12 protein-coding genes and 1 tRNA gene are annotated in these 13,103 nt (G+C 64.7%); 5 read left to right on the forward strand and 8 right to left on the reverse strand.

What is annotated here, in order from left to right; genetic code table 11:
* Nucleotides 1–161 precede the first annotated feature (161 nt).
* The 3 genes from LRX75_RS07430 to LRX75_RS07440 are packed head-to-tail and all read left to right on the forward strand — an operon-like array spanning nt 162 to nt 4,265.
* Nucleotides 162–1,724 (forward strand): undecaprenyl-phosphate glucose phosphotransferase, encoded by a 1,563-nt coding sequence (locus tag LRX75_RS07430; RefSeq protein WP_231813156.1) that lies wholly within the window; start codon nt 162–164, stop codon nt 1,722–1,724.
* Nucleotides 1,721–2,989, forward strand: coding sequence for an O-antigen ligase family protein (locus LRX75_RS07435; protein WP_231813158.1), 1,269 nt, complete (start codon nt 1,721–1,723; stop codon nt 2,987–2,989). Before LRX75_RS07430 ends, LRX75_RS07435 begins: the two co-directional genes overlap by 4 nt.
* A 22-nt stretch (nt 2,990–3,011) precedes the next feature.
* Nucleotides 3,012–4,265: a glycosyltransferase family 4 protein gene (locus LRX75_RS07440; protein ID WP_231813160.1), complete on the forward strand. Its 1,254-nt coding sequence runs from the start codon at nt 3,012–3,014 to the stop codon at nt 4,263–4,265.
* 139 nt (nt 4,266–4,404) lie between these two features.
* On the opposite strand, the gene LRX75_RS07445 is transcribed toward LRX75_RS07440, so the two are convergent.
* On the reverse strand, nt 4,405–4,941 hold the full coding sequence (locus tag LRX75_RS07445; RefSeq protein WP_231813162.1) for a BA14K family protein: 537 nt from the start codon (nt 4,939–4,941) through the stop codon (nt 4,405–4,407).
* A gap of 229 nt (nt 4,942–5,170) precedes the next feature.
* On the opposite strand from LRX75_RS07445, the gene LRX75_RS07450 reads away from it, so the two are divergent.
* Nucleotides 5,171–5,247, forward strand: a tRNA-Pro gene (locus tag LRX75_RS07450).
* A gap of 261 nt (nt 5,248–5,508) precedes the next feature.
* Here the strand turns inward: LRX75_RS07450 and LRX75_RS07455 are convergent.
* From LRX75_RS07455 to LRX75_RS07480, 6 genes are all read right to left on the reverse strand, one after another.
* Entirely contained in the window at nt 5,509–6,051 is a 543-nt protein-coding gene (locus tag LRX75_RS07455; protein ID WP_231813164.1) for a MerR family transcriptional regulator, read from the reverse strand.
* A gap of 204 nt (nt 6,052–6,255) precedes the next feature.
* The gene (locus LRX75_RS07460; RefSeq protein ID WP_062468629.1) at nt 6,256–6,594 is read right to left on the reverse strand and encodes an integration host factor subunit alpha; all 339 of its coding nucleotides are present in this window, start codon (nt 6,592–6,594) and stop codon (nt 6,256–6,258) included.
* Between the two features lie 117 nt (nt 6,595–6,711).
* Complete coding sequence (locus LRX75_RS07465) at nt 6,712–7,683, reverse strand: beta-ketoacyl-ACP synthase III (protein ID WP_231813166.1); 972 nt, start codon at nt 7,681–7,683, stop codon at nt 6,712–6,714.
* Nucleotides 7,684–7,690: 7 nt separating this feature from the next.
* Entirely contained in the window at nt 7,691–8,749 is a 1,059-nt protein-coding gene (gene plsX / locus LRX75_RS07470; RefSeq protein ID WP_231813168.1) for a phosphate acyltransferase PlsX, read from the reverse strand.
* Nucleotides 8,750–8,965: 216 nt separating this feature from the next.
* Nucleotides 8,966–9,514 carry a YceD family protein gene (locus tag LRX75_RS07475; protein WP_231813170.1) on the reverse strand — a complete coding sequence of 183 codons (549 nt, stop codon included), beginning with the start codon at nt 9,512–9,514 and terminating at the stop codon, nt 8,966–8,968.
* On the reverse strand, nt 9,514–10,107 hold the full coding sequence (locus tag LRX75_RS07480) for a ubiquinol-cytochrome C chaperone family protein (protein WP_231813455.1): 594 nt from the start codon (nt 10,105–10,107) through the stop codon (nt 9,514–9,516). Before LRX75_RS07480 ends, LRX75_RS07475 begins: the two co-directional genes overlap by 1 nt.
* A gap of 141 nt (nt 10,108–10,248) precedes the next feature.
* Between LRX75_RS07480 and LRX75_RS07485 the strand changes: the two genes are divergently transcribed.
* The gene (locus tag LRX75_RS07485; protein WP_420851167.1) at nt 10,249–10,785 is read left to right on the forward strand and encodes an outer membrane protein assembly factor BamE; all 537 of its coding nucleotides are present in this window, start codon (nt 10,249–10,251) and stop codon (nt 10,783–10,785) included.
* 132 nt (nt 10,786–10,917) lie between these two features.
* Here LRX75_RS07485 and LRX75_RS07490 read toward each other — a convergent pair whose 3' ends face one another.
* Nucleotides 10,918–13,053, reverse strand: coding sequence for a sodium-translocating pyrophosphatase (locus LRX75_RS07490; protein ID WP_231813174.1), 2,136 nt, complete (start codon nt 13,051–13,053; stop codon nt 10,918–10,920).
* Nucleotides 13,054–13,103: the final 50 nt, after the last annotated feature.

Genomic DNA, 13,103 nt, shown 5'->3' on the forward strand with positions numbered 1-13,103 from the left:
CCACCGCCCCCGTCGATGCCTTTTCATGGCACCGTGTTGAACGCGCAGGGTTATTTCCCTTAACCCATTTCAAAACGGGTCGCATTGCGGTCCCTGCCGTAAACGTTTCTTAGGCCCTCCCTGCTAAGTCTTTGCGAGCCAACGGCAGGATGGGCAGCATCATGAACCAGATCGACAAGCCGGAAACCTTCGACCCCGAGGCCCTTCGCCGCCAGATCTCCGAAATCCGGACGATTTCGCGCGACGAGGTGCGCCCGGTCGAGCCGCGCAAGGAGCTCAACCCGCTGGCGCGGCGGATCGCGGCGCAGTTCCGCACCGACACCTATTCGCCCACCATGGTGCTCGGCTGTCTGCGCCTCTTCGAATTCGCCGCCCTCTTCATCATCGGCTACATCATCAACAGCCTCTACGTGGCACCGGAATACGGCCGCTGGGTCGAGTATTGCGTCATGCTCGCCGCCAGTTCGGCGCTGACGGTCGTCTTCCTGCAGTTCTCCGACGGCTACCAGATCCCCATCCTGCGCTCGGTACCGCGGGCCCTGCCGCGCCTTCTGGGCGCCTGGACGCTCGGCTTCGGTGTCATCACCATCGTCATGTTCTTCCTGAAGACCGGCAATGCCTATTCCCGCCTGTCCTTCGGCATCTGGTTTCTCGCCGGCACGACCTTTCTCCTGATCGAGCGCGCCATCATCGCCTTCTCCATCCGGCGCTGGGCGCGCAACGGCATGATGGAGCGCCGCGTCGTCATCGTCGGCGGCGGCCAGCCGGCCAAGGACCTCATCCGCGTCCTCGAGCAGCAGACCGACAACGACATCCGCATCTGCGGCATTTTCGACGACCGCGACGAGCGCCGCTCGCCCAACATCATTGCCGGATATCCCAAGCTCGGCACCTTTGCCGAACTCATCGATTTCGCCCGCCTCGCCCGCATCGACATGCTGATCATCGCGCTGCCTCTGTCGGCCGAGCGCCGCATTCTCGATCTTCTGAAGAAACTCTGGATCCTGCCCGTGGACATCCGGCTGGCCGCCCATGCCGCCAACCTCCGCTTCCGGCCGCGCAGCTATTCCCATGTCGGCCAGGTGCCGATGCTCGACATCTTCGACAAGCCGATCGCCGACTGGGACTCGGTTGCCAAGCGCATCTTCGACGTCGTCTTCAGCATCGTGGCGCTCGTGCTTCTGTGGCCCGTCTTCATCGGCGCGGCGCTCGCCGTGAAGCTGACCTCTCCGGGCCCGATTATCTTCAAGCAGATGCGCCACGGCTTCAACAACGAGCAGATCGAGGTCTACAAATTTCGCTCCATGTACACCGAAATGAGCGACCCGAGCGCCCGTAATGCGGTGACGAAGGGCGATCCGCGCGTGACCCCCGTCGGCCGCTTCCTGCGCAAGTCCTCCATCGACGAACTGCCGCAGATCTTCAACGTGCTGCGCGGACAGCTGTCGCTCGTCGGCCCCCGCCCCCACGCCGTCGCGGCACAGACGGCCGACCGGAACTACAGCGATGTCGTCGAAGGCTACTTCGCCCGCCACCGGGTCAAGCCCGGCGTCACCGGCTGGGCGCAGATCAACGGCTGGCGCGGCGAGATCGACAATGACGAGAAGATCCGGTTCCGGACCGCCTTCGACCTGCACTATATCGAGAACTGGTCGCTCTGGTTCGACCTGAAAATCCTGTTCCTCACGCCCATCCGCCTCCTCAACACGGAAAACGCATATTGAGCGCGATCGTCGCCCCTGCCGGCGTGTTCCGGCCGCAGCTGGCCGCGTTCGGGCTCATCGGCTCGGCGGCGGTCGCCTTCGGCGTGTTCCTTCAGGGCTTCGTCATCGTCGAGCCAGCGCCGCACGAGCTGTTCGTCGCGGCTCTCATCGGGGTCTGGGCGTTCTGTGGCCTGCGCATCTCGCGCTCCACGGCGCCGCTCTTCACGCTCCTGATGCTCTTCATGACGGGCGGCCTGATGTCGCTGACCGTCATGGAGGACCTCGACGTCGCGCCGATGTACATGGCGATCTCGGGATTTCTCGCAATCACCTCGATCTTCTACGCCGCCATCATCGAGGCGCGGCACGAGCGGCTGAAGCTCATGTTCCGCGCCTGGGTCGGCGCCGGCATCGGTACGGCCACGCTCGGCATCCTCGGCTATTTCGGCGCCATTCCCGGCGGCGAGGCGTTCACACGCTACGACCGTGCCATGGGCGCCTTCCAGGATCCGAACGTCTTCGGCCCTTTCCTCGTCGCCCCGTCGCTCTTTCTCATCCACGGGGTGCTGAAGGGCCGGCTGATCGACCTGCCGCTGCGGGCGCTCGGCATTCTCGTCATGGCATTCGGCCTGTTCCTGTCCTTCTCGCGCGCGGCCTGGGCGCTCTATCTCTTCTCCGCCTGCATGCTCGTCTTCATCATGCTGCTGAAGGAGCGGACCGGCGCCTTCCGTCTGAAGATCTTCGTCATCGCGCTCGGCGGGGTCATCCTCATGGTGACGGCGCTGGTGGTAGCGCTGCAGATTCCCCAGGTCGCCGACCTGTTTTCGAACCGCACCCAGCTCGTCCAGGACTATGACGGCGGCCACCTCGGTCGTTTCGAGCGCCATCGCATCGGCTTCCTGATGTCCATGGAAAAGCCGCTCGGCATCGGACCCATGATGTTCTCCAAGATCTTCCCCGAGGACGAACACAATATCTGGCTGAAGACCCTGACCTCCTACGGCTGGCTCGGCTTCGTCTCCTATGTGACGCTGATCGTCTGGACGCTTTCCATCGGCTTCCGCTTCATGCTGCTGGAACGGCCGTGGCAACCCTATATGATGATCGCGTGGATCGTGCTGCTCGGGCATGTCGGTATCGGAAATGTGATCGATACGGATCACTGGCGCCATTTCTACCTGCTTCTCGGCATCATCTGGGGTTGCGGCGCGCTCGAATACCGCTACAGCAGACGATCGCAGGCACAGAGCCCGTACCAGACGACTTCAGAAGGCGCAGCGGCCTGACACGCCACCGCGATCGAACCTCATGACAACTCCGACCGCGACGACGGAAACGAAGGCGACCGAGATGCAGGCGAGCGACAGGCCAGACGGATCGGCGACGCCGGCAACCGGTCATGCCGGACGGCCGGAAACCGATGCGGATCGCGCCTCGCTGTCGATCCTGCAGGTGCTGGAGCCGTCCGGCGGCGGTTCAGGCCGTCACTTCCTCGACCTCTGCCACGGCCTGTCGCGGCGCGGGCATCGCGTTGAAGCCGTCTTCTCCCCGCTGCGCGCCGAGGAAAGCTTCGTGCGCGAGCTGAAGTCGCTCGGCCTTCCCGCCATCCACAAGGTGGAGATGACGCGCTCGCCGGGCCGCGCCGATATCGCCTCGTGGAAGAAGCTGAACCGCATCGTCTCGCGGGGCGGTTTCGATATCGTCCATGGCCACAGTTCCAAGGCAGGGGCGCTGGCGCGCCTGCGCCTGCCCGGACGGCACGTGCCGCGCATCTACACGCCGCATGCCTTCCGCACCATGGACCCGACGCTCGGCTCCAGCGGCCGCAAGCTGTTCGGCTCGGTCGAGGCCTTTCTCGGCCGGTTTCTGACCGATCACCTTATCTGCGTCTCGGAAGACGAGTATCGCCATGCCGTGGCGCTCGGCATCCCGGAAAACCGGATGTCGGTGATCGTCAACGGCGTTTCGCAGCCCGTGAAGGACATGGCGATGACGGTGCGGGCGAGCTTCGGCATCACGCCGGAAACCTTCGTCTTCGGCTTCGTCGGCCGGCTGTCGCACCAGAAGGCGCCCGAGCGCCTAATCGAGGCCTTCCGCCATGCCGCGTCGAAGCTGCCGGAAGCCCACCTCATCATGATCGGTTTCGGCGAACAGGACGCGCCCGTGCGCGCCGCCATCGCCGCGAGCGGCCTGCAGAGCCGCATCCACCTGACATCCGCCTTCTCGGGCCCGCAGGCTATTCCCGCGTTCGACTGCCTGGTCATGCCGAGCCGCTACGAAGCCATGTCCTACGTGATGCTGGAGGCTGCCGCCGCCGGCCGGCCGATCATTTCCACCGCCGTCGGCGGTGCGACGACCGCGGTGGAGGAAGGTGCGACCGGCATCATCGTGCCCAATGACGGGGACGCGACGAAACTCGCCAGCGCCATGGTCACCCTCGCCGAGCCTGCGAAGTATCACGCCTTCCGCGCGGCGGCCGACCACGCCCGTGCCCGCTTTGCGCTCGATGTCATGATCGACAAGACGGAAGCCGTCTACAAGATGCTCGGCACCCGACGCTGACGACTGCAGGAGGCGGACCGTCCGCCTCTGCGATGCCGCGCCCCCGACCTCCGCATTCCCAAACACGCAAAACGCCCGCCGCGGATGCGGCAGGCGTTTGCTGGTCATGGCGAACGGCTCGCGCTCGCGAGCTATCCGCTCAGTACGGCGAATTGCAGAGGCGACGCGGACCGTTATAGGGCTGGTAGCTATTGTCGTAGGCGCGATACGAACGATAACGGGCCTGGCACCAGGCGACATGCGAACTGCCGCCATAGGCGCGCGTATAGCCCGGACGGACGTAGCGCGGCGGTGCATTGAGCGCGCCGCCGAGGATGGCGCCGGCGGCAAGACCGCCCAGCGCCAGACCGACGCCGCGATCGCCGTAGTAGCCGTCGCGATAGTAACGGTCGCGGTAACGGCGATCATAGCGATAGCCGCGGTTGCCACGCCAATCGCGGTGGCCGTTCAGCGTGCGAAACGCCCGATCGCCGCGCCAGTCGCCGCGGTGGCCACGCCAGTGACCACGGTTCCAGTCGCCACGCCCGTGGCGGCGGATGATGACCCTGTCGCGCACCTGCTGGACGTCGTTTCTCGTCTGGACCGGCTCGATTTTCGCCAGGGGCATGGCGCTGACGGGCCCGATGCCGGAAAACGCCGTGACGAGCGACACGAATGCAATGATGAGTTTCTTCATGGATGTCTCCTTCCGTCGGGAGGAAATTAGAACGCGAAGCAAGCGAAACAATATGCCGGGCTGCCGGAGAACCATCACAATAGCGCGACTGGTGATCCGCTATCCCCTTCATCACGCCACCGTCGCGCGCGGACACCCGGCAAGGTCGAGCCCCATCCACCATTTTCTCGAACCCGGCCCATTTTCCCCTTGCACCAGCAAGCCTGAGAATATACGGCTTCCCTCGGAACGGAATGTAGCGCAGCCCGGTAGCGCACTTGACTGGGGGTCAAGGGGTCGTCGGTTCGAATCCGGCCATTCCGACCATCAACACCTGAAATGGTTGTTGTTTTTGAAAGAGGCTCCTTCGGGAGCCTTTTCTGTTTTCGGTCAACAGCCAAGACTTCACGGGCATTGCAGACCGTCTCGAGAGAAGGCCCGAACCCAGCGCGTTCTGCCGCTCACGCTCTCCCATCTCGGCCTGGCATCGCCGGCCAAGCGGCAATCGTCATCGAGGTTTGGCGCTTGACTGTCGGGAGCATCATCGCAGCGACGCGAGGGATTGCTCCGAGCCGACAGATGCTCGACCTACCGCACCTGATCCAGCAAGCGCTTGCACTCCAGCAGGTCATAGAGCGCTTCCTGCAGCAAAGCGCGGTCTTCCTTGTTGACGGAGGTCTTGCCGACGGAGATGTCGGGCGCGTCGTCGGTGCCGTTGCCGAAGGAGAAGAAGCGGCGGCTGGTGGGGAGTTTGGCGCGGCCGACGATCTGGTCTTCGTCGGGCATGCCGACCTTGGGCTGCTGCTGCGACGGCGCTTCGTCGTTGCTGGCCGCGGCCAGTGCCTCGACGGTGGCGAGGTCGCCGCTGGCGATGGCCGCAACGAACTTGTTGCCGTTCATCTTCAGGAGCTTCTGCACGCCCTTGATGGTGTAGCCGTGATCGTAGAGCAGATGGCGGATGCCCTTCAGCAGGTCCACATCCTCGGGACGGTAATAGCGCCGCCCCCCGCCCCGCTTCATCGGCTTGATCTGGACGAATCGCGTTTCCCAGAAGCGCAGCACGTGCTGCGGCAGGTCGAGATCGTCGGCGACTTCGCTGATCGTGCGAAACGCATCCGGGCTCTTGTCCATATCGTCCTCAATCACGCCAAGTGCGCCACGAGCTTTGAAGGCCGTGGCCGGGTGCTGCCGCGTCCCGATTCGGGACAACGATCCGCTCTGGCGACCATGATCGCACAATCGGGCCGTCTTTCAACGGCTTAGGCCGGGGTTTTCAACCGGAAAAGACAGATGCGCGCATTCGGGTGCGGCAAGCCGCGCCGGCAGGGAGACGCGTCACGGCGCCGGTGCGGCCGGCTTCTGCTTGGCCTTGCGCGCCAGATGGGCCTTGAGCACGCGCTGCTTCAGCACGTTGGAGGCCTTGAAGGTCATGACGCGGCGCGGCGAGATCGGCACCTCCTCGCCCGTCTTCGGGTTGCGGCCGATGCGCTCGTTCTTGTCGCGCACCTGAAAGGTGGCAAATGAGGAGAGCTTGACGCTTTCCCCGCGCACGATGGCGTTGCAGATCTCGTCGATGACCGTTTCGACCAGTTCGGCGGACTCGGTGCGCGACAGGCCGACCTTGCGAAAAACAGCCTCGGCGAGGTCTGCTCTCGTTACCGTTTTACCGCTCATGATCCCCCACCGATGTTCTGGAATATCGATTGCGGCGAAGAGTATTGCCGTTGGTCACGTGGGTCAAGCGCTTCATTCCCCACGCTTTTCATCTCACGGCGCGCCCTTGCTTTTCCTCTACCAGCGAAGGAGGACGGAGCCCCAGGTGAAACCGCCGCCCATGGCTTCGAGCAGGACGAGATCGCCCTGCTTGATGCGCCCGTCGGACGCCGCCTCGTTCAGTGCGAGCGGAATGGAGGCGGCCGAGGTGTTGCCGTGGAGATCGACGGTGATGACGACCTTTTCCGGGGGAATGCCGAGCTTCTTCGCAGAGCCGTCGATGATGCGCCGGTTGGCCTGGTGGGGCACCAGCCAGTCGATGTCGTCGGCCGTCGTGCCCGTGGCGTCGAAGGCCTGCTCGATCACGTCGGTGATCATGCCCACGGCATGTTTGAAGACCTCGCGGCCTTCCATGCGCAGATGGCCGACCGTTCCGGTGGTCGATGGGCCGCCGTCCACATAGAGCTTTTCGCGATGGGCACCGTCGGAGCGCAGGTGCGACGTGAGGATGCCGCGATCCGCCGTCGTGCCGTCGCCTTCGCCCGCCTCCAGCACCAGGGCGCCGGCACCGTCGCCGAAGAGCACACAGGTGGTGCGGTCGTTCCAGTCGATGATTCGGGAGAACGTCTCCGCCCCGATGACGAGGACGCGGCGCGCCAGGCCGCCGCGGATATAGGCATCGGCCGTCGCCATGGCATAGACGAAGCCGGAGCACACCGCCTGCATGTCGAAGGCTGCCCCGTGATGCATGCCGAGCCGCGCCTGAATGTTGACGGCGCTGGCGGGAAACGTATTGTCCGGCGTCGAGGTCGCGAGAATGATGACGTCGATATCGGCCGGCGTCAGGCCCGCGCGGTCGAGGGCTGCGCGCGCGGCGGCTTCGCCGAGCGATGCCGTCGTCTCGCCTTCGCCGGCGATGTACCGCTGACGGATGCCGGTGCGCTGCACGATCCACTCGTCGGTCGTGTCGACCCTCGCCTCCAGGTCACGGTTGGTCACCACTTGTTTCGGAAGCGCTGCCCCGAACCCGCGAACCACAGAACGGATCATGTCTTTGTCAAACCTCATCACCGGTACCCGTCGGCGCCCCTTCGGGGGCCCGGGTCGCGCGGTATTTGTCCAAGTCGGTCTCGATCTTGGCTTTCAAACCATTGCGGACCATGTCGTAGCCGACATCGATCGCCGCTGCAAAACCTTCGGCATCCGCGCCGCCATGGCTCTTGATCACCACGCCGTTGAGGCCGAGGAATACGCCGCCATTGACCTTGCGCGGGTCCATCTTCTCGCGCAGGCGGTCGAAGGCGCCTTTCGCCAGTATATAGCCGATCTTGGCCAAAAGAGTACGGGACATGGCCGCGCGCAGATATTCCGCGATCTGGCGGGCGGTGCCCTCGGCCGCCTTCAGCGCGATATTGCCGGAAAAGCCCTCGGTGACCACGACATCCACAGTGCCGCGACCGATATCGTCGCCTTCCACGAAGCCGAAATAGTCGATGCCGTCGAGATTGGCCTCGCGGATCAGCCGGCCGGCTTCCCTGACGTCTTCCTGCCCCTTCATCTCCTCCACGCCGACATTCAGGAGACCGATCGTCGGGCGGTCCATCTCGAACAGCGCCCGCGCCATGGCGCCGCCCATCAGGGCGAAGTCCATCAGCTGCTGGGCGTCGGCACCGATCGTCGCGCCGACATCGAGCACGATGCTCTCGCCCTTGACCGTCGGCCAGATCGCCGCGATCGCGGGACGCTGGATGCCCGCCATGGTGCGCAGGCAGAAAACGGACATGGCCATCAGCGCGCCGGTGTTGCCGGCGGAGACGACGACGTCGGCCTCATCGCGGTTGATCGCGTCGATCGCCTGCCACATGGAGGCCTTGCCGCGGCCGCGGCGCAGCGCCTGGCTCGGCTTTTCGTCCATGGCGATGGCGAGTTCGCAGGCGTGGAAGGTGCTCGCCGCCTTGACCTTCGGGTACTTGTCGAGGATCGGCAGGCATTCCGCCTCCAGACCGTACAGCACGAATCGGATGTCCGGATGCCGCTCGAGCGCCTTGGCCGCGCCGGGGATGATGACCTGCGGACCATGATCGCCGCCCATCAGATCGAGGGAAATTCTGACCACGTGTTTCCTATCCTGCTGTCCGTTTCGTGCCCGCCTGCCCGCCCGCTGCGGATCGCGCCGGCGATCGCGCATGGCGACACGCTGTGGTCCTTAACCGTTCGCGCCGGGGAATGCGAGCCGATCCCGCGGTTCCGGCCGCCGGTTTTCCGCCAAAACGCCTGTTTTTCCATAAGTCATACCTGAAAAACCCGGAAATTGGCGTCCGTCGCCGTGTCTTCAGTCTTTCTTCCAGTCCTTCAGGGCTGCAAACGGGTTCGGGCGCTTGTCGTCCTTCTCGGTGCTTTCGATGTGCCCCGGAAAGGCCGCGCCCGGCTTTTTCGGGTAGGGGTCGATGGCCATGGCCGCGTGCTCGGCCACCGTCTGGCCGATGTCGATCGTATCGCCGATGAAGATGTCGGGCGCATCCGGACCATCGGGATCGACCACCGTTTCCGCGGCCTCGACGGTCAGCGCGCGGGCGAGCTTCGATCCGTCCGGCACGAAGGTCGCTTCCACCGGCTCGTCGATGTGGCTTTCCACCGGCTCCAGCGTCACCACGCATTCCTGCACCAGATCCGCCGTCACGCGGCCCTTGACGCGCACGCCGTCCTTCTTCCAGCGGGCGATCTGCAGGTCGGCCTTGAGGCTGCGGACCTCCGTCACGCTCCACTGCCGCGCCAGCGCTTCCAGCGCCTCGGCATCGGCCTCGAGACGCAGGTTCGTCAGGCTGGCGGAAAGGGTGCCGACCTTGACCGGATGGGAATAGGCGGGGACGTCGTCGGGCATCACAGGTCGTTCCTTTGTCTCGCGTCTCGTTCTGTCGAGGTTTCCGCCATCGGCAGGGCCTCAGGCGCGGGGATCGCAAGCGCGCCCGTCTCGACCTGATCCTCGCCGGTCGCGGTCAGCGCCGCCTCGGCCGACATCATATAGGCGGCAAGGGCGGCCATCGCGGGCGCCTGCCCCTCGGCCTTCGGGTGGAAATTGCGCCGAAGCGCGGCCTCCAGCGCCGGCCGGTCGCCCTGGTCGAGCGCTGCGGCGTAGCTTTCCAGCCGGCCATAGAACATGGAGGCCAGTTTCTTCATGCGTTTGGGCACACCGACATCCCCGACGCCGAGTTCGCGGATCGAGTGATCGACATCCTCGAAGAAGGCGTCCACGATTTCCTGCGCGATCTCCTGCCCGGCCCGGGCCGACGCCCGCGTGCGGCGGAAGTACAGAATCAGCACGGCCGAGACCATTTCGAACCGGCCCATCACGGTATCGGGCACATCCATGCTCTCATAGAGCACAGGCTGCCGCGCTGCCGCCGTCAGGAGATCGTACTGACGGGCGACGATGGCGGCATTGCCGTTTTTTTTGCCGAACAGCCCGAAAAACATCATTAAGCCCAACTTTCCCCGCTTCAAACACGCTGAAACACCGGGGGCACGCGCATCGTCTTGTTGCATGATCGCGGAAGCTGGTTTACCGAAGCAGGCACGAAAAGCAATGGCGCATCTGCCGGCGTATCTTCAAGGGAGATGTCGTTGACGAGACGTTTTTTCAAGTCCGACATGCAGTTTCTGAACCGGACAGGCCTCGCCGTCACCCTCTGCGCCGGCCTTCTCGCCGGATGCCAGAGTTCGGGTGATCTGTTCACCGTGTCGCAGACCTATAATCAGGGCTATGTGGTCGATCAGGAGACGCTGGCCCTGGTGCCCGTCGGCTCCAGCCGTGAGCAGGTGCTGCTCTCGCTCGGCACACCCTCCACCACCGCGACCTTCGACAACGAGGTGTTCTACTACATCTCGCAGAAGCGCCGCCGCCCGGTCGCCTTCATGAAGCCGAAGCTGATCGACCAGAGCATTCTCGCCGTCTATTTCGACAAGGACGGCACCGTGTCCCAGCTCGCGCACTACACGCAGAAGGACGGCAAGGTCTTCGACATGATCTCCCGCACCACGCCGACGGGCGGCAAGGAACTCACCTTCCTCAGCCAGCTTCTGACCGGCAACGGCATCGGCAAGGGCCTGGCGCGGTCTGTTCTCTCGGGCAGCGGCAACAGCGGCGGCCTCTGAGCCTTATCTCCTTCCCCCCGTCGACAGACCGGGGGCGACACGACAAACCCGCAGCGCCGAGGGCACTGCGGGTTTCTTTTTGCCGTCATGCAGCTCACGCGCGGCTTCCGGTCCGATTGACCGCAAGCCGGCTCAGGCGAGGACGGCGAGCAGCAGCAGCGCCACGATGTTGGTGATCTTGATCGCCGGGTTCACGGCCGGACCTGCCGTGTCCTTGTAGGGATCGCCCACCGTATCGCCGGTGACGGAGGCCTTGTGCGCGTCCGAGCCCTTCAGGTGACGTTGCCCGTCCTTGTCGACGAAACCATCCTCGAAGCTCTTCTTGGCATTGTCCCAGGCACCGCCGCCGGAGGTCATAGAGATCGCGACGAAGAGCCCGTTGACGATGACGCCCAGAAGCGACGCGCCGAGGGCGGCAAAGGCCGAGGCCTTGGAGCCCGAGATGGCGAGCACGCCGAAATAGACGACGACGGGCGCGAGAACCGGGAGCAGCGACGGCACGATCATCTCGCGGATCGCCGCTTTGGTCAGCATATCCACCGCCCGGCCGTAGTCTGGCTTGTCCGTGCCGGCCATGATGCCCGGCTTCTCGCGAAACTGCCGGCGGACCTCCTCCACCACCGAGCCGGCCGCCCGGCCGACCGCCGTCATGGCGATACCGCCGAACAGGTAGGGGATCATGCCGCCGAAGATCAGCCCGGCGACGACATAGGGGTTGGAAAGGTCGAAGGAGATCACCCCGACATCGGCGTAGTAAGGATACTTGTCGCCATTGGCGGCGAAGTATTTGAGGTCATTGGCGTAGGCTGCGAACAGCACCAGGGCACCGAGACCGGCCGAGCCGATCGCATAGCCCTTGGTGACCGCCTTCGTCGTGTTGCCGACGGCGTCCAGCGCGTCGGTGGACTTGCGGACCTCCGGCGGCAAATGCGCCATCTCGGCGATCCCGCCGGCATTGTCAGTCACCGGACCGAACGCGTCGAGCGCCACGATCATGCCGGCGATGCCGAGCATGGCGGTGACGGCGATGCCGGTGCCGAACAGGCCGGCGAGCTGGTAGGTCGTGATGATGCCGCCGACGATGACGATGGCGGGAAGCGCCGTCGATTCAAGCGAGACCGCCAGCCCCTGGATGACATTGGTGCCATGGCCGCTGACGGAGGCCTGAGCGATGGAATTGACCGGACGCTTGTTGGTGCCGGTGTAGTATTCGGTGATGACGACGATCAGCGCGGTCACGACCAGACCGAGGATCCCGCAGACGAACAGGCTCGTGCCGGTGATCTCCTTGCCATCGACCGTGCCGATGACGCCCCAGCCGATGGTAACGGTCGTCGCCAAAGCGAGACCGACGATCGACAGCAGGCCGGTGACGATGAGACCGCGATAGAGCGCGCCCATGATCGAGCCGTTGGAGCCGAGCTTCACGAAGAAGGTGCCGATGATCGACGTGATGATGCAGGTGCCGCAGATGGCGAGCGGATAGACCATGGTGGTGGCCAGCGCCGCGCTGCCGGCAAAGAAGATGGCCGCCAGCACCATGGTCGCGACGATCGAGACGGCATAGGTCTCGAACAGGTCGGCCGCCATGCCGGCGCAATCGCCGACGTTGTCGCCGACATTGTCGGCGATGGTGGCCGGGTTGCGCGGATCGTCCTCGGGAATGCCGGCCTCGACCTTGCCGACGAGATCGCCGCCGACATCCGCGCCCTTGGTGAAGATGCCGCCGCCCAGCCGCGCGAAGATCGAAATCAGCGACGCGCCGAAGCCGAGCGAGACCAGCGCATCGATCACCTCGCGGTCGCCGGGGGCATGGCCGAGCCCGGCTGTGAGAATGAGGTAATAAAGGGAGACGCCGAGCAGCGCGAGACCGGCCACGAGCATGCCGGTGATCGCCCCGGACTTGAAGGCGATATCGAGGCCGGCCGAGAGGCTGACCGACGCCGCCTGCGCCGTGCGCACGTTGGCCCGCACGGAGACATGCATGCCGATGAAGCCGGCCGCGCCCGAGAGAACCGCGCCGAGCAGAAAGCCGATGGCGGCCGTGCCCGAAAGAAGCAGCCAGGCTGCGACGAAGACGATGGCGCCGACGATGGCGATGGTGAGGTATTGCCGCGCAAGATAGGCCTGCGCCCCCTCGCGAATATAGCCTGCGATCTCCTGCATGCGGGCATTGCCCTGATCGGCAGCCAGCACGGACCGCGTTGCCCAGATGGCATAGGCCACCGAAACCAGTCCGCAAAGAATTACGCCCAGTAGAACAATCATGTCGTCTGTTTCCTCCTTTTGAGACCCGCGCCGCACACTGCCTTGCCGAT

Source organism: Rhizobium quercicola (assembly GCF_021168455.1).
GTDB lineage: Bacteria > Pseudomonadota > Alphaproteobacteria > Rhizobiales > Rhizobiaceae > Ferranicluibacter > Ferranicluibacter quercicola.